Raw genomic sequence first — 22205 nt, 5'->3', positions numbered from 1 at the left:
TCCCATATGCTGCGGTTCTACATCAGGTGAGTCGCGAGGAGGCGTGATGGCGGATTCGCCGACGATGACGTACGGCGGCTATCTGCGGCTCGATGATCTCCTGTCCTGCCAGGAGCCCAGGACGAGCGCCCACGACGAACTGCTGTTCGTGATCATCCATCAGGTGTACGAGCTGTGGTTCAAGCAGATCCTCCACGAGGCGGCACTGCTGCAGCGCAGGCTGGAGGAGGGCAACAGCGCCGGATCGCTGCACACCGCCCGCCGCATCGCCAAGATCCTCAAGACGGTCGTCGGGCAGCTGGACGTGCTGGAGACGATGACGCCCCGCCAGTTCGCCGCGTTCCGCGACGCCCTCGGCAGCTCCAGCGGGTTCCAGAGCGAGCAGTTCCGCGAGCTTGAGGCGGTCCTCGGACGGCGCTCGTACCCCGCCTCCGACCTGCGCGGCGACGACCGGCTCCAGGCCGCGGTTGCCCGGCCGTCGATGTTCGACTCGCTGCTGCGCTACCTGGCGGGCCTCGGGTTCGCCGTGCCGCGCGAGGCGCTCGACCGCGACACGTCCCGTCCGTGGGAGCCGGACGCCGGGGTGCAGAAGGCGCTGCTCGCCGTCTACGCGGACGAGTCGGGACCCGGCGCGGAGGTCTGCGAGGCGCTCGTCGACGTCGACGAGGGCATCCAGGAATGGCGGTACCGGCACCTGAAGATGGTCGAGCGGACGATCGGCGCGAAGATCGGCACCGGCGGCTCGGCCGGGGCCGACTACCTCCGCAGCACGCTGTTCGCCCCGGCGTTCCCCGACCTCTGGGAGGTCAGATCCCAGACGGAGCCGACGACCGCCGAGCCGACAAATGCAGGGTCGGCGAGTGCAGGGGAGGTCCCCGTCGATGGCGCGTGACGGAGGCGGTGAGCAGCGGGTCGCGATCGTCGGCGCGGGCCTGGCGGGATGCCTGCTGGCCGTGCTGCTCGGCCGCAGGGGCATCCCGGTGACGGTGTACGAGCGGCGTCCCGACCCGCGGGTCGCGGGCGCGGAACGCGGACGCTCGATCAACCTGGCGATCTCCGCGCGCGGCCTGGCGGCGCTGGAGCAGGTGGGGCTGCGGGACCAGTCCCTCAAGCAGGCCCTGCCCATGCACGGCCGGATGGTGCATCCGCTGCCCGGCGGGCAGAACTTCCAGCCGTACAGCGCGGACGGCGAGCGCGCCATCAACTCCGTCAGCCGCGCCGAGCTGAACCGGTCGCTGCTGGACACGGCCGAGGGCACGCCGGGCGTCACGCTCCGGTTCTCCCAGCGCGTCACCGGCGTGAACGCCGACGCCGGGACGATCCTGCTGGACGGCGCCGACTCCGAGCCCGCCGACGTCGTCCTGGCGGGGGACGGCGCCTACAGCGCGGTCCGCAAATCCCTGGCGCTGGACGGCGACACCGACTTCCTGGAGCACGGCTACAAGGAGCTGACCGTCCCGCCGAAGGACGGCGAGTTCGCGCTCGACCCGGACGCCCTGCACATCTGGCCGCGCGGCACCTCGATGATGATCGCGCTGCCGAACCTGGACCGGTCGTTCACGTGCACGCTGTTCTGGCCGCGCGGCGACTTCGACGCCCTCGACACGCCGGAGAAGGTGACCGCCTACTTCGAGCGCCACTATCCCGACGTCGCGGGCCTCATGCCCGACCTGGCCGACGACTACGAGCACAACCCGATCGGGTCGCTGGTGACCGTCCGGTGCTGGCCGTGGACACGGTACGGCGACGGCGCGCTCGTCGCGCTGCTCGGCGACGCCGCGCACGCGATCGTCCCGTTCTTCGGTCAGGGCGCCAACTGCGCGTTCGAGGACTGCATCGAGATCGACCGGTGCCTGACCGAGACGGACGGCGACTGGGCCCGCGCCCTGTCGCTCTACCAGGAGCGGCGCAAGGCCAACACCGACGCGATCGCCGAGATGGCGCTCGACAACTTCATCGAGATGCGCGACCGCGTGTCGTCGCCGGTCTACCGGGCGAAGCAGGCGGCGACGCACGCGCTGGAGCGGCGGCTGGCCGGACGCTACGTGTCCCGGTACGAGCTGGTGTCGTTCTCGACGCTGCCGTACGCGGAGATCCCGGCCCGGATCAGGCGGCAGAACCGCGTGCTCGCGGCGTCCGTCCTCGGGGGCGGGGCCGTCCTCGCCCTGGCCGCCCGCATCCTCCGCCGGAGGCGTGCCTGAGGGCCTGAGGGGTTGGTTTGACGGTCACTCTCCTAACCGGACACGTCATCACGCGCGGTCACGCGCGGGGGCTACGCCAGATCCTTCGTCATGAACACACGGCTCGTCCCCGGGGGATCGCAGGGGACCTCGCCGAAGACGCGCCAACCGTGCCTGCTGTAGAAGTCCGGAGCCTGGAAGCTGATGGTGTAGAGCACACCCGCGCGGCATCCGCGCCTGCGGCCCTCCTCCTCCGCCCGCCTCAGGATCTCGCTGCCCATCCCGGCACCCCGCAGCGCGGGCGGGAGATAGAACAAGTCCACGAACAGCAGACCCAACGAGGTACGACCCGTCAGCCCGCCGACCACCCGCCCGGTCTCGGGATCCCTGACGAGTACCGCAAGGGTGTGGCGATCATCAGTGCCCGTCTCCTGCACGTTGAACTCATCGAGCGCGTCTGAGATGAGCGCGACATCCTCAGCGTCGGGCAGGTCGGTAACGAAAACCAATGGTGCAGGCGCACAGGGCGCCGCGGACTCACCCACCGCCGAAGCCGCGGGCTCACCCACCGCCGAGAAGGGGGGCACAGCCTCATGCGTCGTTGGGTCAGGCGTGATCGGGTCAGTCATGGGCCGACCGTAGCGACAGGGTCTGACATCGGCCCCGCGCACCACGACGCCATGCCTTCGCCGGGCGGGTCCTCAAGGGCTCAGGCGGCGCGGCGGCGTCCCGCGACCAGGTCGGCGACGGCCGCCGCCAGCGCCGCCAGCACGAACGCCAGGATGACGATCAGCCCGTGCCGGAACGCGGCGGCCCAGTCCCCGCCCGTCCCGGCGACGGCGGCGAAGAACACCGACCCGACCGCGGCGATGCCCGTCGCGGTGCCGACGCGCTGGCCCGTCTGCAGGACGCCCGCGGCGCTGCCGCCCTCGGTGTAGTGCACCTCCGACAGGGTGATCGTCTGGTTGGGCGCGATGACCAGGCCGCTGCCGAGGCCCGCGACCAGCAGCGGTACCGCCGTCACCCACGCCACCCCGCCGCCGGGATGCAGCTCGACCGCCACCCACGCCGCGCCGAGGCCGACGAGCACCACGCCCAGCCCCACGGCGACGAGCGGGCGCCCGTACCGCGCCACGACCTGGCCCCCGGCGGCGGACGCGATGCCCGACCCGACCGCGAACGGCGTGATCGCCAGGCCCGCGCCGAGCGCGCTGTAGCCGAGGCCGTTCTGCAGGTAGAGCGTGAAGATGAAGAAGATCGCGGTGAATCCGGCGAAGTACAGCAGCGCGATCGCCGAGCCCAGCGCGTACGAGCGGAGCCGGAACAGGCCGAGGTGCACCATCGGCGTCGCCGCGCGGCGCTCCCAGGCCGCGAACAGGGCGATCAGGGCCGCGCCCGCGAGCACCAGCAGCCACTTCAGGTCGCTCTTCCACTGCTGCTCCTGGACGAGCGGCAGCAGCACGCACACCACGCCCGCGCCGAGGAGCAGGACGCCGAGCGGGTCCAGGCCCTGCCGCTCCCCGTAGATCGGCGCGGGCAGGAGCCGCCACGCCAGCACCAGCGCCACCAGCCCGACCGGGACGTTGACGTAGAACACCCACCGCCAGCCCTCGTCGGGCCCGGCGAGGGCGATCAGCCCGCCGCCGAGCAGCGGCCCGACGGCCGTGGCGATCCCGATGACGGCGCCGAGCGCGCCGAACGCCCGCCCGCGCTCCGCGCCCTGGAACAGCTGCTGGATCAGCCCGGCGACCTGCGGGTTCAGGATCCCGCCCGCGACGCCCTGCACGAGCCTCGCCAGGACGAGGAACAGGATCGTCGGCGCGATCCCGGCGGCGGCGCTCGCCAGCGTGAACAGCGCGAGCCCGGACAGGAACACGGCGCGGCGGCTGCGGGCGTCGCCGAGCCGCCCGGACGGGACCAGGACGAGCCCGAACGTCAGCGCGTACCCCGACAGGATCCACTGAAGTTGCGCGGCGGACGCGTCCAGGCCCTCCCGGATCGACGGGAGCGCCACGTTGACGATGCTGACGTCCAGCAGCGTCATGAACGCCGCGACCAGGCAGACCGAGAGGGCCTGCCAGCGGCGCCGCCGCTCCGCCGCCCGGTCCTCGGCGTCCGTGGGCTCCGTCCGCACGGGACGGTTCTCTCCCGAGATCACCCGGACGAAACGCCGACCACCGGGCAAAACACCGACCACCGAGCGAAGACGGGCCGCTGGACGAAGGCGGGGCGGGCGCGTCGCGTGCGGCTGGCTGTGCCAGAGTTTCCGCATGACCGATTCCGCTCCGGATACCGGCCCCGACGACCTGCAGTGCTCCGCCAGGGGCTGCCGCGCGGACGCCGTGTGGGCGCTGCGGTGGAACAACCCGAAGATCCACACTCCGGACCGGCGGAAGATCTGGTTCGCGTGCGACGAGCACCGCGAGAGCCTGTCGGCGTTCCTCGACCGCCGCGACTTCCTCAAGGACGTGGTGCCCGTCGCCGACCGCGACACGCCCGCGAAGGACGAGGGCTAGGCGTCGTCGAGGACGCCCGCGCCCGCCTGCTCCGGCACGTCGACCGCAGTCTCGGAGACCCCGGCCACGGGCCCGTCCACCGGCCCGGCCGCTGGCCCGGCCGCTGGGTCGGCCACCGGCTCGGGGGCCCCGGCGGCGTTCCAGCCCTCCGCCATCTCGGTCAGCCGGGCGGCGGCGTCCCGCGCGGGCGCGCCGCGTCCGACCGCGAGGCCGAGCAGGTACGCGGTGAGCGGCGCGCCGGGCCGCGCGACGCCGTGGGCGACGTCGCGGGCGAGGTCCAGCACCAGGCCCTGGTCGATGTCGCCGCGTTCCAGGCCCAGCTCTCGGCAGGCCGCGGTGATCCAGTCCTCCAGCACCGACATGGGTCCCCCTTTCTGGCGTCGTCCAGCGGACTCTGCCCACTCTCGCACGATCAAAGCAGGCGCTCGGCGGCGGCCAGATCCTCGGGGGTGTCGCAGTCGTACCAGGCGGGACGCGTGCCCGCCGGCAGCGCGACGGCGACGGGATCGAGCGGCCCGAGGAGCCCGCGCAGCGACGCGCCCGCGTAGCCGTCGAGGGCGTCCCGGAGCGCCGCGGCCCGCCAGCATCCGGCCAGCCACTGCTCGCGGCCTTCGCCGTCCACGAGCACGGCTCCGGCCCGCTCCCCGGCCGCGTCCAGCAGCCGGGCGACGTGCGCCGGACGCAGGAACGGCAGGTCGGCGGCCAGCAGCACCAGCCACGGCGAGCGCACCTCGGCCAGCCCGGCCCGCAGCGCCGGGACCGGCCCGGCGCCCGGCGGGTCCTCCCGGACGACGACGACCCCCGGCAGGACGTCCCGCGGCGGCCCCACCACGATCAGCCGGGACGCCCCGGACGCGGCGGCCGCCGCCCATTCGAGCAGCGTCCGGCCGCCGATCGGGGCGGCGGGCTTGTCGGCGCCGAACCGCCGGGCCCGCCCGCCAGCCAGCAGCACCGCGTCGAAGGGCGCCGGGGCGGAAGGCACGGAGGGTCAGCCGCCGATCGCCGACATCGGCCGGGACGGCTGCAGGAAGGACGGGTCGTCGATGCCGTGCCCGGCGCGCTTGGCCCGCACCGCCGCGCGCCACCGCTCGGCCAGCTCGGGGTCGCCGGCGCCGGCGCGCAGCGCGTCCCGCAGGTTGGACTCCTCGGTGGCGAACAGGCAGTTGCGGACCTGTCCGTCGGCGGTGAGCCGCACCCGGTCGCAGGCGCCGCAGAACGGCCTGGTCACCGAGCCGATCACGCCGACGGTGTGCGGGCCGCCGTCGATCGTGAACGACTCGGCGGGCGCGCTGCCGCGGTCGTGCGCCTCGTCCGGGGCCAGCGCGAACCCCGCGGACAGCCGGTCGAGGATCTCGTCGGCGGTGATCATGTCGTGGCGGGTCCAGCCGTGCTGGGCGTCCAGCGGCATCTGCTCGATGAACCGGAGCCGGTAGCCGTGGTCGAGGCAGAACCGCAGCAGCGGGACGGCCTCGTGGTCGTTGATCCCCCGCATCAGCACCGCGTTGATCTTGACGGGCTCCAGCCCCGCCGCCCGCGCCGCCTCGAGCCCGGCCAGGACGTCGTCCAGCCGGTCTCGGTGCGAGAGCCGCTTGAACGTCTCGGGGTCGAGGGTGTCGAGGGACACGTTCACCCGGTCGAGGCCGGCCTCGGCCAGCGGCCCCGCCAGCCGGTCGAGCCCGATGCCGTTCGTGGTCAGCGAGATCTGGGGGCGCGGCGCCAGTTCCGCCGTACGCCGCACGATGGCGGCCAGGCCGCGCCGCAGCAGCGGTTCCCCGCCGGTGTAGCGGACCTCCGTGACGCCCAGGTCCCGGACGGCCAGCCCGACCAGCCGCACGACCTCGTCGTCGGTGAGCAGCTCGGGTTTGGGCAGCCAGTCCAGGCCTTCCGGCGGCATGCAGTACGAACAGCGCAGATTGCAGCGGTCGGTGAGGGAGACCCGCAGGTCCGTCGCGGTTCGGCCGAAGGTGTCGACCAGCACGGGCGCCCCTTTCCTGCTGACCGGCCGCCCGGGGTCACGGGCCGCCGGAGATTACGGTCGATCACTCCACCCTATTGCGGTGGTTGACGATCCGACCCACACGAGAGACGGTAACCATCCGTCCGGCGACTGGGAGGCTGCGTGACGACGGTAAGGGAGTGGGAGTTCGCGGGGACGCGGGGCGCCGTCACCGCCAGGATCTGGACGGACGGCGACCCCTGGTACGTCGCCGTCCTCGTGCACGGATACGGCGAGCACCTCGGCCGCTACGACCACGTCGCGGCCCTCCTCGCCCGGCACGGCGCCGTCGTCTGCGGCCCCGACCACATGGGCCACGGCCGCTCCGCCGGCGACCGCGCGCTGGTCGAGGACTACGACGACGTCGTCGCCGACCTGCACACGGTCGTGGAGTCGGCGCGCGGCGAGCATCCAGGCCTGCCCGTCGTCATGATCGGGCACTCGGTGGGCGGGCTGATCGCGTCCCGGTACGCCCAGCTGCACGGCGGCGTCCTCGCCGCGCTGGTGCTGTCGGGGCCGGTGCTCGGCCGCTGGCACGTCGTGGACGAACTGCTCCCCCTAGACGAGATGCCCGACGAGCCGATCGACACGTCCACGCTGTCGCGCGACCCGGCCGTCGGGAAGGCGTACGCCGAGGACCCGCTCGTCTGGCACGGCCCGTTCAGGAAGACCACCGTCAGGGCCCTCGACACCGCGCTCCGGCGCGTCAACGAGCACGGCTCCGTCGGCGACCTGCCGACCTTCTACATGCACGGCGCCGCGGACGAGCTCGTCCGCCCGCGCGACACGCGCGCCGGCATCGACGCCGTCCGCGGCCCCGACTTCACCGAGCGCCTCTACCCCGGCGCCCGCCACGAGGTCTTCAACGAGACCAACCGCGAGGAGGTCCTCGCCGACGTGACCGCCTTCATCGACGGCGTCCTCACCTGACCCCCCGCCCCATGGACGGCGTCCTCGCCTGACCGCCCGGCCCCGGAATATTCAGTTGTGACCGGGCCGCGGAAATGGTGTGCTGAATGCAGGCATGGCCCAGAAGCAAGGGCGCCCGGTGCGAAGGCAAGGGCTACTTCCACTACTAATGGAGAGGATGCGGGTTCGAGTCCCGCCATCGGCTTTGGGCCGATGTAGCTCAAAGGCAGAGCGCTGACGAATCCCTCGCCGCCATGACCTCGGGCGCCCCCTTCTGTGCTCGGCTGGACACGCACCTCCCGGTGCGAAGGTGAACGGCTACTTCGAGGTTCGATTCCTTGCAGGCCCCTCATGGGCCTGTCGCCCGATCGGCGGGCAATTCCGTGCACCGCTTTGATCTCGGGAGGGAGCAACCCCTTTGGAATGCCCGGCGCCCACGCCGGGCATTTCCATGAATTCACTGGGGCGGCCCCTCCCGTCGACGGAAGGAGGACCCACCCCATGGCGAAGTTCAATCGCGGCAAGGTCCGCCCGGCCGTGTCGAGTCCGATCCGCACCGAGGCGCTTCCGTCCGGCCGCACCCACGAGGGCGCGCCCGGCTACGCGCGCGACACCAAGAGCGAGCTTTTCCTCCTGTCGGTGTCGAACATGGTCGGCGAGGACACCTTCTACGAGATGGCCGGAGACCGCGACGCCCGTTTCCGCGGCCTCGTGCACCAGGTGGCCGTCGACGACCTGCCCTGGCTGGCGGGGTTCCTGCCGTGGCTGCGCGACGAGGCCAACCTGCGGTCCGCGCCGCTCGTCGCCGCGCTCGAAGCGGTCCGGGCCCGGCTCGCCGCCGGGCTGAACGGCGGCAACCGGCAGCTGGTCTCCAGCGTGATCCGGCGCGCCGACGAGCCCGGCGAGGCCCTGGCGTACTGGCTCGCCGCGTACGGTCGGGCCGTCCCCAAGCCGGTCAAGCGCGGCATCGGCGACGCGGTCCTGCGGCTCGGAACCGAGTTCAACTACGTCAAGTGGGGCTCGGAGTCCAGGGGCGTGGCGTTCGCCGACGTCCTCAACCTGACCCACCCGGGCGACCGGAAGGGCAGCGCGCAGCGGCTCCAGGGCCCGTGGCAGCACGACCTGTTCGGCTACGCGGTCAAGCACCGCCACCAGCCCGACGCACCCATCCCCGCGTCCCTGGAGACCCTCTCCCGGCGGGACGCGCTGCTGTCCATGCCGGTGGACGAGCGCCGCCGCGTCCTGGAGGACCCCGACCTCCTGCGCCGCGCGGGCTTCACCTGGGAGGCGCTCGCCGGCTGGCTGCAGGGCCCGATGGACGCCGCCGCCTGGCACGCCGTGATCCCGTCGATGGGCTACATGGCCCTGCTTCGCAACCTACGCAACTTCGATGAGGCAGGCGTCTCGGACGAGGTGGCCACCCGTGTCGCGGCACGCCTCGCCGACCCCGCGCAGGTGACGCGATCACGTCAGTTCCCGTACCGGTTCTTCTCGGCGTACCTGGCGGCGCCGTCGCTCCGCTGGGCCGACGCCCTGGACAAGGCGCTCACGGCGTCGACGTCCAACGTCCCGGAGTTCCGGGGCCGCACCCTCGTACTGGTCGACACGTCCGCGTCGATGTCGTCCGGCGGCGTCTCGGCGCGCTCGAAGATGACCTACGCGCAGATCGCCGCCCTGTTCGGCGTGGCCCTCGCGGCACGCGGGAACCGCGTCGACCTGCACGGGTTCGCCGACGGCACGTTCCGGCACTGGTTCCGCCGCGGCGCGTCGGTCCTGCGCGAGGTGGAGCGGTTCACCCGCCGGATCGGCGAGGTCGGACACGGCACCCGCATCGCCGAGGCCGTCCACGCGACCTACCGCGGCCACGACCGCGTCGTCATCGTCTCGGACATGCAGACGTTCGGCGGCGGCTGGGCCGGCGACGTCACGAACTCCGCGCCGCCGGACGTCCCGATGTACGGCTTCAACCTCGCCGGTTACAAGCACGCGGCGATGCCCACCGGCACCGGAACCCGCCACGAGTTCGGCGGCATGACCGACCGCACCTTCCCGCTGATCCCGCTCCTGGAATCCGGCCGAAACGCCGCCTACCCCTGGCTGTAGCCCAAAGAAAAGGCCCGCCATGAATCTCCGTTCATGGCGGGCCTTTTGCAATCTCAGCCCTTGACGCAGATCAGCTGGCGGAGGTGGGCAACCACTTCGACCAGGTCGGACTGGGACTCGATGACCGCTTCCAGGTCCTTGTAGGCGCCGGGGATCTCGTCGATGACGCCGGTGTCCTTGCGGCATTCGACGCCCTTCGTCTGCTCGATGAGGTCGTCCACGGTGAAGTTCTTGCGGGCCTTGTTGCGGCTCATCTTGCGGCCCGCGCCGTGGGAGGCGGAATTGTACGCGGTCTCGTTGCCGAGGCCGCGGACGATGTAGGTGCCCGTCGCCATCGAGCCCGGGATGATGCCGAGGTCGCCTGCGCCCGCGCGGATCGCGCCCTTGCGGGTGACGAGCAGTTCGACGCCGCCGTACTCCTCCTCGGCGACGTAGTTGTGGTGGCAGGAGATGATCTGGTCCCACATGCAGCGGTTCTCGCCGAAACGCTTGGTCACGACGTTCTGCGCGAGCGCCATCATGACGGCGCGGTTGCGGCGCGCGTACTCCTGCGCCCAGAACAGGTCGTGGCGGTAGGCGTCCATCTTGGCGGTGCCGGTGAGGAACACGGCGAGGTCGTTGTCCGGAAGGTCCTGGTTGTGCGGGAGCTTGCGGGCGGCCTCGATGTGCTGCTCGGCCAGCTCGTTGCCGATGTTGCGGGACCCCGAGTGCAGGACGAGCCAGATCGCGCCGTCGTCGTCCGCGCACAGTTCCAGGAAGTGGTTGCCGCCGCCGAGCGTGCCCATCTGGGCGCGGGCGCGGCCGAGGCGGGACCGCACCGCCGGGTGCAGCTCGTCGAACGCCTTCCAGAAGTCGTACCAGCCGCGCTCCCTCAGGTTCGGGAGTCCGGACGGGTCGACGGCCTGCCGGTGCGAGCCGCGGCCGACCGGGATCGCCTTCTCCAGCTTCGAGCGCAGCCCGGACAGGTCGTCGGGCATGTCCTCGACCGTGAGGGACGACTTCGCGGCGGTCATCCCGCAGCCGATGTCGACGCCGACGGCCGCCGGGGACACCGCGTCCTTCATCGCGATGACCGAGCCGACGGTGGCGCCCTTGCCGTAGTGGACGTCGGGCATCACCGCGAGGCCCTCCACCCACGGCAGCGCGGACACGTTGCGGAGCTGGTCGAGGGCGGCGTCCTCGACGGTGGCCGGGTCGGTCCACATCCGGATGGGAACGCGGCCGCCCTTGATGGTCTGGTACGGCATGCCTTCTCCTCGCTCGACGGGAACCGAACCGTGATCTATGACGCCAGAGCCGCGGGCCCCGGTTCAACAGGTTTTCCCGGTGTGGAGCGTCAGGAACGGCGGCGTTCGGTGAGGCCGAGGCCGTCCAGGTGGCGGAGCAGGGCGACGGCCACGCGGCGGCTGGTGGCGAGCGCGTCGGCCGCGTGTCCCGGGGTGAACGGCTGCGGCAGGGCCGACAGGACGCGCAGGGCTTCCTGGTCGGCGCCCGGCAGCAGGACGATCTCGTCGCCGTCTCCGGCGATCCGCAGGACGGCGCCCGCCTGTTCCGCGGCGGTGAGCGCTTCGCCGGTGAGGCCCAGCTCGGCCAGGCGATCCGCGGTGGGGGCGTCGAACGGGGCGGCGGCCAGGTCGGTCTTGAGGCGCTCCACGGCGGCGGCCCAGATCGGGGGCGCGCCGGCGGGGCCGAAGACGCGTCCGGTCTCCACGCGCAGCGGCGGGCGGACGAGGGCCGCGACGAGCTGCCGGGCGGGCAGGCCGAGCCGCAGCCGGACGGTCTCCAGAGGTATCCCGGGCGCGTGCGGGTTCTCGGCCGCGTGCCGGGTCGTCTCGTCGGCGAGGCGCGTGAACAGCGACTCCCAGTGCGCGGGGTCGGCGACCCATTCGCCGTTCAGCGCGACGGCGTCCGGCGGCGGCGCGCAGCCCATCAGCGACAGCTCGGAGCGGCGGAGCACGCCGTGGCGGCGCAGGACGACCGTGCCGTCGGGGCGGTCGGGCCAGGACGCCAGCTCCCGCGCGCGGGCCGCACCGGCGCCGCGCCGCACGAGGGTCGGCGGACGGACGTCCAGCACGCTCACCCCGGCGATCGAGCGGCGCTCCGGGTCGCGCAGGATCCCGGTGTCGCCGAGATGGAGGGCGAGGCGGCTGTTCAGGGTGAGGCGGGCCGTGTCGGGGCCGAGCGGGCGCAGCCGCACCGCGACCGCCGCGGACCCGACGTGCAGGGTCATCCGCCGCGCGAGCCGTCCGGACGCCTCTCCGAAGCGGGTGCGGACGTCGACGCAGGTCGTGTGGGTCCAGGCGCCGGCGGCGACGAGCGCCATGCCGACGTCGACGCGGCCCGCCTCGCGCAGGGTCAGCACGACGCGGGAGACGCCGCCGACGGTCGCGTGCGGTTCGCCGGCGCAGCCGATCGTCCGGACGCGGACGCGCTCCCCGGCGGGCATGAGCAGCAGCTCGTCGCCGACGGAGATCGTCCCGGCGGTGAGGGTGCCGGTGACGACGGTCTGGCGTCCCGCGGTGAAGGCGTGGTCGATCCAGAGCCGCACCGGCGCGTCCGGGTCGGGGACGGGGAGGCGGCCGGCGAGCCGGTCGAGCGCGGCGGCGAGGTCGTCCATCCCGGCGCCGGTGGCGGCGCTGACGGCGACGGCCTCGACGCCGCGCAGCGCGGTGCCCGCGAGGCGCTCGCGGGCCTGCCGCAGCACGAGCTTGGGGTCGGCGACGTCGCAGCGGGTGACGGCGAGGACGCCGGACCGGACGCCGAGCGCGCCGAGGACGTCCAGGTGCTCCTGCGACTGCGGCATCCAGCCCTCGTCGGCGGCGACGGCCAGCAGCACGGTGGACGCGGGCGCGGCGCCGGCGAGCATGGCGGGGACGTCGCGTTCGCCGCCGGGGACGTCCACGAACGCGACGCGCCGTCCCGAGGGCAGCTCCGTCCAGGCGCCGGGCTCTTCGGGTTTCTTGCCGGTCCTCGCGTTCTTTCCGCCGCTGGCGTTCTTGCCGGTGCCAGCGTCCTTGCCGGTGAGGGCGGTCTTCCCGATGCTGGCGGTTTTGCCGGTGAGGGCGCGTACGAGCGCGGACTTGCCGTGCCCACCGTGGCCGGCGGTGGTGACGACCTGCATCAGCGTCCTCTCCGGCCCTGGACGGAGCAGGGGACGCGGCGGAGAACGCGGCGGGCCGTGCGGGGGAAGTCATCGCGGGGGTAGCGCAGACGAAGGTCCACGGAAGGCAACCTTATGGACGCCGGAGGCGCACGCAAAACCAGATCCTGCACACAGGGGTGCCTGGAATTTCACACCGGTCACATGTGAACCACCGGCCACGGAAGTTCGGCCGCTGTTCAGTTTCGCGCGGATTCGGCGTGGCCGGAATGGGCCTCGAAATCGTCCACCATGCGGTGGACGAGCCCGGCGAGCCGCTCGCGGTCGCCGGGCGACCAGCCGGCGAGGGCCTCGGAGATCCAGCGCCGCCCGGACGCGCGGATGGACTCGACCGCCTGCAGACCGGACGCGCTGAGCCCGACCCGCCTGCACCGCCCGTCGTCGGGGTCGGGCAGCAGGTCGACGTATCCGGCCCCTTCGAGCCGCTGCACCTGCCGGGTGACGTGCGGGGCCTCCACGGCGAGCCGCGCGGCGAGCTCGCCCGGGCGCATCGGGCCGTGCTCGGCGAGGGCGCGCAGCAGCGGGACGGCGGCGCGATCGACCGGGACGCCCGCGGCGATCACCGTGCGGTCGTGCTGCCGGAACCGCGTCAGCATGTGCGCGACCCGGCTGAGCGCCCGCTCGATCTCCGCGACGTCCGGTGGCGCGGCCGCATCCGATGACGCGGCGGTGTGCGATGGCGCACCGACGACCGACGGCGCGGCGGCGTCCGATGGCCTGGCGGCGTCCGATGGGTCCGCGACGCCCGGAGGCACCCGTGACGACATGCGGTTCAGCCTACCCCTCTACAATCCTTAACTTAGGTAAGCAAAGTAGTGGAGGTGTGGGCATGACGGGCGTCCCGGCCACGGCGCGCGAGACGGCGGGGCGACCCGCCGCCGATCCGCCGCGGACCGGCCGCACACTGCTCGCGCTGGCGGCCGCCGGGATGGTCGTGTCGGTGCAGCAGACCCTGGTGCTCCCGCTCCTGCCCCAGCTGGGCCGCACCTTCGACGCGCCGATCACCGACGTGACGTGGGTGTTCACCGCGTCCCTGCTGGCCGGGGCGGTCGCCACCCCGCTGCTGACGCGGTTCGGCGACATGTACGGCAAGAAGCGGATGATCCTGCTCGCGCTGTGCCTGCTGCTGACGGGCTCGGTGATCTGCGCGCTGTCCGGGTCGCTGGCCGTGCTCATCGCGGGGCGCGCCGTGCAGGGCGTGTCGTCGTCGCTGATCCCGCTGGCCATCGGCATGATCAGGGACACCTTCCCGCGCGACCGGATCATCACGGCGATCGGGATCGTCAGCGCCACGATGGGCGTCGGCGGCAGCGCCGGCATGATCGTGACGGGGCTGATCGCCGACCGCACCGCCAGCCACCACCCGGTGTTCTGGATCGCCGCCGCGATCGCCGCCGCCGCGCTGGTGCTGGTCGCGACGGCGGCCAGGGACGTCGGCGGACGCGCGGGCGGCCGGCCCGACTACGCGGGCGCGGCGCTGCTCGCCGGGACGCTGTTCGCCCTGCTGCTCGCCATCAGCGAGGGCAACGCGTGGGGCTGGACGTCCGGCGGCGTGCTCGGCCTGTTCGCGGCGGCGGCGCTGCTGTGCGGCGCGTGGGTGGCGACCGAGCTGCGGGTCCGCGAGCCGCTGGTGCGGCTGGCGCTGCTGGTCGGGCCCCGGTCGCTGTCGGCGAACCTCGTCTCCGCGCTGCTCGGCTTCTCCATGTTCGCCGCGTTCACGCTGATCTCGGGGTTCGTGCAGGCGCGGCAGGGCGTTACCGGGTACGGCATGGACGGTTCGGTCCTGGACGTCGGCCTCTACATGCTCCCCAACACGGTCACGATGCTGGTGTTCTCCACGATGGCCGGACGGATCGCCGCCCGGATCGGCCCCCCCTTCACGCTCGCGCTCGGGACGACGTTCGTCGCGCTGTGCTACGTGTGGCTGGCGCTGTCGAACTCGCACGTGTACGACGTCCTCGCGTTCTCCTCCCTCCAGGGGACCGGGTTCGGGATCGCGTACGCGGCGCTCGGGACGCTCGCCGTCCAGCACGTCCCGATGGACCAGAGCGGCATCGCCAGCGGGATCAACTCCCTCGTCCGCGTCGCCGGGGGCAGCATCGCGGGCGCCATCACCGCGTCGATCCTGGCCGGACGGGTCGTCCCCGGCACCGGGGAGCCCACGCTCGGCGCCTACGAGCTGTGCTTCTGGGTCGTCGCCGCGGGCGCCGCGCTGGCCGCCGCCGTCGCCGTCGTGCACGGCCTGCGGCACCCGGATTAGGCCGCCCGGGACCCCTTGCGCCGCCGGGCCTCCCGCGGGCGCGGGGCGGCGCGGGGCCTTGACGAACGGGCCCCGCGCCATGCCCTATAGGTGGTGCGGCCCGAATCGGAGAACGGGGCCGATAGCCGGACAGGGCCGAATCGCGAAGTGGGGCCAGGGAGCCGCACCGGGAGGACGACATGGGCGCCTACGCGGCCGCGTACGAACGCAGCATCGCCGATCCGACCCGCTTCTGGGGCCTGGCGGCGCGGGACGTCCGCTGGCTCGTCCCGCCGGACCGGGTGCTGGACGACGGCGCGCCCCCCTTCTACCGCTGGTTCACCGGCGGCGAGCTGAACACCTGCGACAACGCGCTCGACCGGCACGTCGAGGAGGGCCGCGGCGACCAGCCGGCGCTGATCTACGACAGCCCGGTCACCGGCACCGTGCGGACCTACACCTACCGGGAGCTGACCGACCTCGTCGCCCGGTTCGCCGGGGCGCTGCGCGCGCAGGGCGTCGACCGCAGCGACCGCGTGGTGATCTACCTGCCGATGGTGCCGGAGGCGGTGATCGCGATGCTGGCGTGCGCGCGGCTCGGCGCGGTGCACTCGGTCGTGTTCGGCGGGTTCGCGGCGCGGGAGCTGGCCGTCCGCATCGACGACGCCCGGCCGAAGGCGGTCGTGTCGGCGTCCTGCGGCATCGAGGCGGGCCGGATCGTCCCCTACAAGCCGCTCCTGGACCGGGCGCTCGACCTCGCCAAGCACAAGGTGGAGCGGTGCGTGATCCGGCAGCGCGAGCAGCTGCACGCCGACCTCGTCCGGCCGCGGGACGTGGAGTGGGACGAGGCCGTCGCCGCCGCCGAGCCCGCCGAGTGCGTGCCCGTCGCCGCGACCGACCCGCTCTACATCCTGTACACGTCGGGGACGACGGGACGGCCGAAGGGCGTCGTCCGCGACAACGGCGGGCACGCGGTGGCGCTGCGCTGGTCGATGGAGAACGTGTTCGGCGTCGGGCCCGGCGACGTGTTCTGGGCGGCGTCCGACGTCGGCTGGGTCGTCGGGCACTCCTACATCGTGTACGCGCCGCTGCTCACCGGGTGCACGACCGTCCTGTACGAGGGCAAGCCGGTCGGGACGCCGGACGCGGGCGCGTTCTGGCGTGTCGCGGCTCAGCACCGGGTCAAGACGCTGTTCACCGCGCCGACCGCGATCCGCGCCGTCAAGAAGGAGGACCCGGAGGGCGCGCTGCTCGCCGGGCACGACCTGTCCGCCCTCGACACCCTCTTCCTCGCCGGGGAGCGCCTGGACCCCGACACCTACCGGTGGGCGTCGCGCGTCCTGGACCGCCCGGTCATCGACCACTGGTGGCAGACCGAGACGGGCTGGCCGATCGTGGCTAACCCGCGCGGGCTGGAGCCGATGCCGGTCAAGCCCGGCTCCCCGTCCGTGCCGGTGCCGGGCTACGACGTGCGCGTCCTCGGCCCGGACGGCGGGTCCGTCCCGCCGGGCGAGGACGGCGACATCGCCATCCGCCTCCCCCTGCCGCCCGGGACGCTCCCCACCCTCTGGCAGGACGACGAGCGCTTCGTGGAGTCATACCTGACGACGTACCCGGGCCACTACCTCACCGGCGACGGCGGCCACATCGACGAGGACGGCTACGTCTGGGTGATGGGCCGCACCGACGACGTGATCAACGTGGCCGGGCACCGGCTGTCCACCGGGACGATGGAGGAGGTCATCGCCTCCCACCCGGCCGTCGCCGAGTGCGCGGTCATCGGCGTCGAGGACTCCCTCAAGGGGCAGGTCCCGCGCGGCCTGATCGTGCTGAAGAGCGGCGTCCTGGCCGAGCCGGGCGAGGTGTGCGCGGAACTGGTCGCCATGGTCCGCGACCAGGTCGGGCCGGTCGCCGCGCTCAAGGAGATCACCGTCGTCGCCGCCCTCCCCAAGACCCGCTCGGGCAAGATCCTGCGGGGCGTGATGCGCGGCATCGCCGACGGGCGGGAGGTCTCCGTCCCGTCCACCATCGAGGACCCCGACGTCCTGGACGACCTGCGCCCCGTCCTGCGCACGGCCACCTAAGACGACCGCGGCGGCCTCGAACCGGGCGGCCTGGAACCGGGCGGGCTCGAACCGGGCGGCCTCGGGGCGTGGACGATCCGCTTGGGCCAGCACAGCGCCACCAGGAACACGCCGACCGCGGCGAGCGCGATCTGGAAGATCGTCTCCCAGAGGCTCCAGCCGCCGGACGTGACGCCGAACAGGTGGGCGAGGCCCGTCCCGGCGAACGCCGCGACGATGCCGACCGCGATCGTGAGCCAGATCGGCATGCTCTCCCGGCCCGGCACGATCAGCCGCCCCAGCACGCCGACGGCGGCGCCCAGGACGACGGCCGCGGCGAGCCCCCCGATGGTCATGCGCTCTCCCCCGTCCTCCAGCCCCCACCCGCCGCCAGCCAAACGACGAGCTCCGCTCGGCCCCCGTTTGCCAGGCCACGGCGAAGGCCCGGTCATGGGAGGCCCTACCCGCGTAAACGACGCCGACACGAACCGCCCAAACCGCCACACCGCCCCCGTCCCGCGAGGGTCAGCGGACGACCAGCGTGCGGCGGCCGCGGGCGACCAGCTCGCCGATGACCGGGGCGCCGGGGATCTCCCCCGCGATCAGCAGTCCGCCGGAGATCTGCGCGTCGGCCAGCAGCAGCCGCTCCTCCTCGGCGATCCGGCGGAACTCGGTGTGCGGCGACACCCACGACAGGTTGCGCCGCGTCCCGCCGGGGACGAACCCGTGCCGGACGGCGGTCCGGGCGCCGTCCAGGTAGCGGACAGCGGACGCGTCCACGACGGCCGTGACGCCGCTCGCCCGCGCCAGCTTGTAGAGGTGACCCAGCAGCCCGAACCCGGTGACGTCGGTGGCGCAGACGATGCCGCGTTCCAACGCGGCCAGGCCCGCGTCCGCGTTGAGCGCCGTCATCGTCTCCACGGCCTGCGGGAACACCTGCCCGGTCGCCTTGTGGCGGGCGTTGAGGACGCCGACGCCGAGCGGCTTGGTCAGCGACAGCGGGACGCCGGGGCGGCCGGCGTCCAGGCGCAGCAGCCGGTCCGGGTCGGCGACGCCGGTGACGGCCATGCCGTACTTCGGCTCGGGGTCGTCGACGCTGTGGCCGCCGGCGATGGCGCAGCCCGCGAGCGCGGCCACGTCCCGTCCGCCGCGCAGCACCTCGCGGGCCAGCTCGGCGGGCAGCAGGTCGCGAGGCCAGCCGAGCAGGTTGAGCGCCATGAGCGGCTCGCCGCCGATGGCGTAGACGTCCGAGAGCGCGTTGGCGGCGGCGACGCGGCCCCAGTCGTAGGCGTCGTCGACGACGGGGGTGGAGAAGTCGGCGGTGGACACCACGGCCCGGCCGCCCTCGATCCGCAGCACGGCCGCGTCGTCGCCGTCCGCTCCCCCGGCGACGAGATCGTCCCCGCCGCCGGTGAGGCCCGCCACGACCCGCTCCAGCTCAGCGGGCGGGATCTTGCTCGCGCAGCCGGCGCCGTGCGCGTACTGCGTCAGGCGGGCGACGGGGGCGAGGCGTGTCACCGGAAGATTTAACGCACAACCAGTGCATACGAGCAACAAACGGACGGTACGGATGCGGTCACCGAGGGCCGGGATACCCGCCCGACCAGCACGGACCCGCTCGACCGGCGCGGAAATGCGCGAAGCCCTTGTCCGGACACGGCCCCGCGTGATGCGATTCCCCTCTGCAAGTCATCACTTACATCAAGGGGCGACATGGGGATCCAGGCACAGCGGGCGGCGGACCTCGACCGGGCAGTCGCCGGGCAGACGGTCTGCACCGCGCTCGCCGCGACCGCCGGACGGCACGGCGCCAAACCCGCCTATTCCGACCGGGTCGGCGGCGCATGGACCACCCTCACCTGGGCCGACACCCGCACCCGGGCCCTGGAGACGGCCGCCGGGCTCGCCGCCCTCGGCCTGGAGCCCGGCGACGTCGTCGCGCTGATGATGCCGAACCGCTCCGAGCACGTCCTCGCCGACCTCGGCGCCGTCCACGCCGGCGGCACCCCCACGACCGTGTACGCGACGCTCACGCCCGACCAGGTCGCGTTCGTCGCCGGGCACTGCTCCGCGAAGTACGCCGTCCTCGACGGCCGGGACCAGCTGAACCGCTGGCTGCCCGTCCTCGACCGCCTCCCCGCCCTCCGCACGATCATCGTCGTGGACGCCGCCGCCTGCCCGCCCGGCGACCGCTACCTCACTTGGGACGCCCTCACCGAGCTCGGCCGCGCGGAGCTCGCCGCCGACCCCGACGCGATCGACCGCCGCTGGAGGGCCGTCGAACCGGACGACACCGCCACGCTGCTGTACACGTCCGGGACCACCGGCGACCCGAAGGGCGTCCTGATCACGCACTCGATGGTGCTGCACGAGGCGGAGATGCTGCACCGCACGTCGATCCTGCCCGAGCATCCGTCCGGCGTGTCCTACCTGCCGTTCGCGCACATCGCCGACCGCGTCCTCAGCTACTACATGCCCGTGCGGCTCGCCGCCCACGTCCACTTCTGCCCGGACCCGGCGCAGCTCGCGGGCGTCCTCGGCGAGGTGCGGCCGCACTCGTTCTTCGGCGTCCCGCGCGTCTGGGAGAAGATCATGGCGGGGATCCAGGCGCTGCTGTCCGCCGAGCCGGACGAGGCCAGGAGGCGGGCCGTCCACGCCGCCCTCGACGCCGGCCGCGCGTACGTGGCGAGCCAGGAGCACGGCGGCACGGCCACGCCCCAGATCACCGCCGCGTTCGAGACGGCCGACGCGGCCGTCCTCACCCCCATGCGCGCGCTGCTCGGCCTGGACCGCGTCCGCCAGGCGTCCAGCGCCGCCGCGCCGCTGCCCGTCGAGGTCGCCCGTTTCTTCGCCGGGCTCGGCATGACGATCTTCGACGCCTACGGGATGACCGAGACCACCGGCGCCGTCACCGCCAACCGCTCCGACTCCTTCAAGCTCGGCACCGTCGGCCGCCCCTTCGACGGCGTCGAGCTGCGCCTCGCCGGCGACGGCGAGATCCTCGTCCGCGGCGCGACGTGCACCCCCGGCTACCTGGACCGCCCGGACGCCACCGCCGACCTCATCGACCCAGACGGCTGGATCCGCACCGGCGACGTCGGGCGCCTCGACGCCGACGGCTTCCTCACCGTCGTCGACCGCAAGAAGGAGCTCATCATCACCGCCGGCGGCGAGAACATCGCCCCGTCGCTCGTCGAGAACCACCTCAAGGAGCACCCCCTCGTCGGCCAGGCCCTCGCCTACGGCGACGGACGCCCCCACGTCGTCGCCCTCATCACCCTCGACGGCGAGGTCGCGCCCGTCTGGGCCGCCGCCCACGGCATCGAGACCGCCGACCTCGCCGCGCTGGCCGGGCACCCGGCCGTCCTGGACGAGATCGCCAAGGCCGTCGAGGACGCCAACGCCCGCCTCGCCCGCGTCCAGCGCGTCAAGCGGTGGCGCCTGCTGCCCGCCGAGTGGACCGCCGAGACCGAGGAGCTCACCCCGACCCTCAAGCTGAAACGCCGCGTCGTCCACGCCAAGTACGCCGCCGCCATCGCCGACCTGTACGCCCACTAAGATCATCAGCGGAGGCGTCTGAGCGCCTGGTGGCCTCCCCGGCCTTCAAAGCCGACGGTCCCGAGGACCTCGGGACGGCGGGTTCGATTCCCGCACGCCTCCGCACCAAGCCCGACCCCCTGCCCGCCGAGGGCGGCGGCGACGTGCTCTCGAAGGGATCACCACGCATGAGCCGACCCGACCCCGAGGCGGCGTCCGAGGCGGTGCCGGACGATCTGGCCGGCCTCGCCGCCGTGCTCGCCGGGCACATCCGGCGGCACTTCCCGGCCGAGGACGAGGGGCACCGCCAGGTCCTCGCGCTCGCCGAGGAGGTCGGGGAGTTCGTCGGCGCGTACCGCCGCTGGGCCGGGATGGCCCGCCGGACCGGCGGCTTCGACGACGTCCGGGACGAGCTGGCCGACGTGGTCCTGACCGCCTACGTCACCGCGCACGTTCTGGAGATCGACCTCGACGCCGCGTGGCGCGCGAAGGCCCGGCAGGTCATGACCCGCGGCTGGCGCGACGCCCCGGACGGGGACCGGCCGTGAAGATTCCCCTCAACGGACAGACCGGAACCTAGACCGCGGTAGGGCCGCCTGCGGGTTTCCCGGGGTACGGTGACCGGTATGGGGCGGATCACCGTGCGCAGGCCCGTGCTGCGGCTGAGCACGTCCGGGGTGCGGGGGCGCAGGCCCGACACGCTCGCCGTGGAGGAGCCGCTGGAGATCCGCGTCGCGGGCAAGCCGCTGACGATCACGATGCGGACGCCCGGGCACGACTTCGACCTCGTCGCGGGGTTCCTCGCCGCCGAGGGCGTCATCGCGGGCGCGGGCGACCTGGCGACGATGCGGTACTGCGCGGACACCGCGGAGCAGAACACGCTGGACGTCGTGCTCGCCCCCGGGGTGACGCCGCCGGACGACTCGATGACCAGGGCGTTCACGACGACGAGCGCATGCGGGGTGTGCGGGAAGTCGAGCATCGAGGCGCTGCGCGCCGACCGTCCGTACGAGGTGGCGGACGACCCGCTGCGCCTCACGCCCGGCATGCTGGCGGAGCTGCCGGGACGGCTCCGGGAACGGCAGCGGGTCTTCGACCGGACGGGCGGCCTGCACGCCGCCGGGCTGTTCGGCTCGGACGGCGCCCTGCTCGCGCTGCGCGAGGACGTAGGCCGCCACAACGCGGTCGACAAGGTGATCGGCTGGGCGCTGCGCGAGGGGCGGCTGCCGCTCACCGGGACGGTGCTGATGGTGAGCGGCCGCGCGTCGTTCGAGCTGACGCAGAAGGCGATGACGGCGGGCGTCCCGGTGCTGGCGGCGGTGTCGGCGCCGTCGTCGCTGGCGGTGGAGCTGGCCGAGGACGCGGGCATGACGCTCGTCGGATTCCTCCGCGGCGAGACCATGAACGTCTACACGGGCGCGGAGCGCATCACGCTGTGAGCACACTCGCCCTGTGAGCGGGCCGGACGGACGGGCCCGTGGTGAGCCTCACGTCACCGCCTC

The 22205-nt window shown here is 73.4% G+C and carries 20 protein-coding genes and 2 tRNA genes; 12 read left to right on the top strand and 10 right to left on the bottom strand.

All coding sequences use genetic code 11. The annotated features are described in order from the left end of the window. The first annotated feature begins 46 nt into the window (after window positions 1-46). On the top strand, window positions 47-892 hold the full coding sequence (locus ACH34T_RS04965; protein WP_395990737.1) for a tryptophan 2,3-dioxygenase: 846 nt from the start codon (window positions 47-49) through the stop codon (window positions 890-892). After that, the gene (locus tag ACH34T_RS04960) at window positions 882-2201 is read left to right on the top strand and encodes an FAD-dependent oxidoreductase (protein ID WP_395990736.1); all 1320 of its coding nucleotides are present in this window, start codon (window positions 882-884) and stop codon (window positions 2199-2201) included. Before ACH34T_RS04965 ends, ACH34T_RS04960 begins: the two co-directional genes overlap by 11 nt. 71 nt (window positions 2202-2272) lie before the next feature. Here ACH34T_RS04960 and ACH34T_RS04955 read toward each other — a convergent pair whose 3' ends face one another. Then, window positions 2273-2809 (bottom strand): GNAT family N-acetyltransferase, encoded by a 537-nt coding sequence (locus ACH34T_RS04955; protein WP_395990735.1) that lies wholly within the window; start codon window positions 2807-2809, stop codon window positions 2273-2275. Window positions 2810-2889: 80 nt separating this feature from the next. Then, complete coding sequence (locus ACH34T_RS04950) at window positions 2890-4314, bottom strand: DHA2 family efflux MFS transporter permease subunit (protein WP_395990734.1); 1425 nt, start codon at window positions 4312-4314, stop codon at window positions 2890-2892. Window positions 4315-4450: 136 nt separating this feature from the next. On the opposite strand from ACH34T_RS04950, the gene ACH34T_RS04945 reads away from it, so the two are divergent. Further along, window positions 4451-4696 (top strand): hypothetical protein, encoded by a 246-nt coding sequence (locus ACH34T_RS04945; protein ID WP_395990733.1) that lies wholly within the window; start codon window positions 4451-4453, stop codon window positions 4694-4696. Here the strand turns inward: ACH34T_RS04945 and ACH34T_RS04940 are convergent. From ACH34T_RS04940 to moaA, 3 genes are read right to left on the bottom strand one after another with little or no spacing between them, the layout of a single operon-like run. Continuing rightward, entirely contained in the window at window positions 4693-5058 is a 366-nt protein-coding gene (locus tag ACH34T_RS04940) for a DUF6457 domain-containing protein (protein ID WP_395990732.1), read from the bottom strand. The genes ACH34T_RS04945 and ACH34T_RS04940 overlap by 4 nt on opposite strands. A 50-nt stretch (window positions 5059-5108) precedes the next feature. After that, on the bottom strand, window positions 5109-5678 hold the full coding sequence (locus ACH34T_RS04935) for a molybdenum cofactor guanylyltransferase (protein WP_395990731.1): 570 nt from the start codon (window positions 5676-5678) through the stop codon (window positions 5109-5111). A 6-nt stretch (window positions 5679-5684) separates the two neighbouring features. After that, window positions 5685-6674 carry a GTP 3',8-cyclase MoaA gene (gene moaA, locus ACH34T_RS04930; RefSeq protein WP_395990730.1) on the bottom strand — a complete coding sequence of 330 codons (990 nt, stop codon included), beginning with the start codon at window positions 6672-6674 and terminating at the stop codon, window positions 5685-5687. A 141-nt stretch (window positions 6675-6815) separates the two neighbouring features. Here moaA and ACH34T_RS04925 point away from each other — a divergent pair, with 141 nt between their 5' ends. The 3 genes from ACH34T_RS04925 to ACH34T_RS04915 all read left to right on the top strand — a co-directional run bounded on the left by ACH34T_RS04925 (window position 6816) and on the right by ACH34T_RS04915 (window position 9704). Beyond that, window positions 6816-7622: a lysophospholipase gene (locus tag ACH34T_RS04925; RefSeq protein ID WP_395990729.1), complete on the top strand. Its 807-nt coding sequence runs from the start codon at window positions 6816-6818 to the stop codon at window positions 7620-7622. Between the two features lie 113 nt (window positions 7623-7735). Next, window positions 7736-7806: transfer RNA gene (locus tag ACH34T_RS04920), tRNA-Ser, on the top strand. 296 nt (window positions 7807-8102) lie between these two features. Further along, the gene (locus ACH34T_RS04915) at window positions 8103-9704 is read left to right on the top strand and encodes a TROVE domain-containing protein (RefSeq protein WP_395990728.1); all 1602 of its coding nucleotides are present in this window, start codon (window positions 8103-8105) and stop codon (window positions 9702-9704) included. 53 nt (window positions 9705-9757) lie between these two features. On the opposite strand, the gene ACH34T_RS04910 is transcribed toward ACH34T_RS04915, so the two are convergent. The 3 genes from ACH34T_RS04910 to ACH34T_RS04900 form a co-directional block, all read right to left on the bottom strand. Next, window positions 9758-10951, bottom strand: coding sequence for an RtcB family protein (locus ACH34T_RS04910; RefSeq protein WP_395990727.1), 1194 nt, complete (start codon window positions 10949-10951; stop codon window positions 9758-9760). Between the two features lie 89 nt (window positions 10952-11040). Beyond that, entirely contained in the window at window positions 11041-12825 is a 1785-nt protein-coding gene (locus ACH34T_RS04905) for a SelB C-terminal domain-containing protein (RefSeq protein WP_395990726.1), read from the bottom strand. 218 nt (window positions 12826-13043) lie between these two features. After that, complete coding sequence (locus ACH34T_RS04900; RefSeq protein ID WP_395990725.1) at window positions 13044-13631, bottom strand: MarR family winged helix-turn-helix transcriptional regulator; 588 nt, start codon at window positions 13629-13631, stop codon at window positions 13044-13046. 62 nt (window positions 13632-13693) lie between these two features. Here ACH34T_RS04900 and ACH34T_RS04895 point away from each other — a divergent pair, with 62 nt between their 5' ends. Further along, a complete protein-coding gene (locus tag ACH34T_RS04895; RefSeq protein ID WP_395990724.1) occupies window positions 13694-15124 on the top strand; it encodes an MFS transporter in 1431 nt (476 codons plus the stop codon). Window positions 15125-15303: 179 nt separating this feature from the next. Beyond that, window positions 15304-17187, top strand: coding sequence for a propionyl-CoA synthetase (locus ACH34T_RS04890; protein WP_395990723.1), 1884 nt, complete (start codon window positions 15304-15306; stop codon window positions 17185-17187). Here ACH34T_RS04890 and ACH34T_RS04885 read toward each other — a convergent pair. Continuing rightward, window positions 17184-17522, bottom strand: a complete 339-nt coding sequence (locus ACH34T_RS04885; protein ID WP_395990722.1) for a GlsB/YeaQ/YmgE family stress response membrane protein — start codon at window positions 17520-17522, stop codon at window positions 17184-17186. The two genes, ACH34T_RS04890 and ACH34T_RS04885, sit on opposite strands and share 4 nt — an antisense overlap. Before the next feature lie 169 nt (window positions 17523-17691). Beyond that, on the bottom strand, window positions 17692-18684 hold the full coding sequence (gene selD, locus ACH34T_RS04880; protein ID WP_395990721.1) for a selenide, water dikinase SelD: 993 nt from the start codon (window positions 18682-18684) through the stop codon (window positions 17692-17694). A 195-nt stretch (window positions 18685-18879) separates the two neighbouring features. On the opposite strand from selD, the gene ACH34T_RS04875 reads away from it, so the two are divergent. The 4 genes from ACH34T_RS04875 to fdhD all read left to right on the top strand — a co-directional run bounded on the left by ACH34T_RS04875 (window position 18880) and on the right by fdhD (window position 22142). Further along, window positions 18880-20724: an AMP-dependent synthetase/ligase gene (locus ACH34T_RS04875; RefSeq protein WP_395990720.1), complete on the top strand. Its 1845-nt coding sequence runs from the start codon at window positions 18880-18882 to the stop codon at window positions 20722-20724. Window positions 20725-20734: 10 nt separating this feature from the next. Continuing rightward, window positions 20735-20832: transfer RNA gene (locus tag ACH34T_RS04870), tRNA-Sec, on the top strand. A gap of 59 nt (window positions 20833-20891) precedes the next feature. Beyond that, window positions 20892-21251 (top strand): MazG nucleotide pyrophosphohydrolase domain-containing protein, encoded by a 360-nt coding sequence (locus ACH34T_RS04865; RefSeq protein ID WP_395990719.1) that lies wholly within the window; start codon window positions 20892-20894, stop codon window positions 21249-21251. 78 nt (window positions 21252-21329) lie between these two features. Beyond that, window positions 21330-22142: a formate dehydrogenase accessory sulfurtransferase FdhD gene (gene fdhD / locus ACH34T_RS04860; RefSeq protein WP_395990718.1), complete on the top strand. Its 813-nt coding sequence runs from the start codon at window positions 21330-21332 to the stop codon at window positions 22140-22142. The last annotated feature ends 63 nt before the right edge of the window (window positions 22143-22205 follow it).

The sequence above is a fragment of the Actinomadura sp. 9N215 genome (genome assembly GCF_044326345.1).
Classification (GTDB): Bacteria; Actinomycetota; Actinomycetes; order Streptosporangiales; family Streptosporangiaceae; genus Spirillospora.
Note: the sequence above shows the minus strand (reverse complement) of the source record. Positions and strands in the feature narration are given on the sequence as shown.

Coding starts and splice junctions, on each gene's coding strand:
- ACH34T_RS04965 (WP_395990737.1), top strand. CDS start 47: ATGGCGGATTCGCCGACGATGACGTACGGCGGCTATCTGCGGCTCGAT.
- ACH34T_RS04960 (WP_395990736.1), top strand. CDS start 882: ATGGCGCGTGACGGAGGCGGTGAGCAGCGGGTCGCGATCGTCGGCGCG.
- ACH34T_RS04955 (WP_395990735.1), bottom strand. CDS start 2,809: ATGACTGACCCGATCACGCCTGACCCAACGACGCATGAGGCTGTGCCC.
- ACH34T_RS04945 (WP_395990733.1), top strand. CDS start 4,451: ATGACCGATTCCGCTCCGGATACCGGCCCCGACGACCTGCAGTGCTCC.
- ACH34T_RS04940 (WP_395990732.1), bottom strand. CDS start 5,058: ATGTCGGTGCTGGAGGACTGGATCACCGCGGCCTGCCGAGAGCTGGGC.
- ACH34T_RS04915 (WP_395990728.1), top strand. CDS start 8,103: ATGGCGAAGTTCAATCGCGGCAAGGTCCGCCCGGCCGTGTCGAGTCCG.
- ACH34T_RS04910 (WP_395990727.1), bottom strand. CDS start 10,951: ATGCCGTACCAGACCATCAAGGGCGGCCGCGTTCCCATCCGGATGTGG.
- ACH34T_RS04905 (WP_395990726.1), bottom strand. CDS start 12,825: ATGCAGGTCGTCACCACCGCCGGCCACGGTGGGCACGGCAAGTCCGCG.
- ACH34T_RS04900 (WP_395990725.1), bottom strand. CDS start 13,631: ATGTCGTCACGGGTGCCTCCGGGCGTCGCGGACCCATCGGACGCCGCC.
- ACH34T_RS04895 (WP_395990724.1), top strand. CDS start 13,694: ATGACGGGCGTCCCGGCCACGGCGCGCGAGACGGCGGGGCGACCCGCC.
- ACH34T_RS04890 (WP_395990723.1), top strand. CDS start 15,304: ATGGGCGCCTACGCGGCCGCGTACGAACGCAGCATCGCCGATCCGACC.
- ACH34T_RS04885 (WP_395990722.1), bottom strand. CDS start 17,522: ATGACCATCGGGGGGCTCGCCGCGGCCGTCGTCCTGGGCGCCGCCGTC.
- ACH34T_RS04875 (WP_395990720.1), top strand. CDS start 18,880: ATGGGGATCCAGGCACAGCGGGCGGCGGACCTCGACCGGGCAGTCGCC.
- ACH34T_RS04865 (WP_395990719.1), top strand. CDS start 20,892: ATGAGCCGACCCGACCCCGAGGCGGCGTCCGAGGCGGTGCCGGACGAT.
- fdhD (WP_395990718.1), top strand. CDS start 21,330: ATGGGGCGGATCACCGTGCGCAGGCCCGTGCTGCGGCTGAGCACGTCC.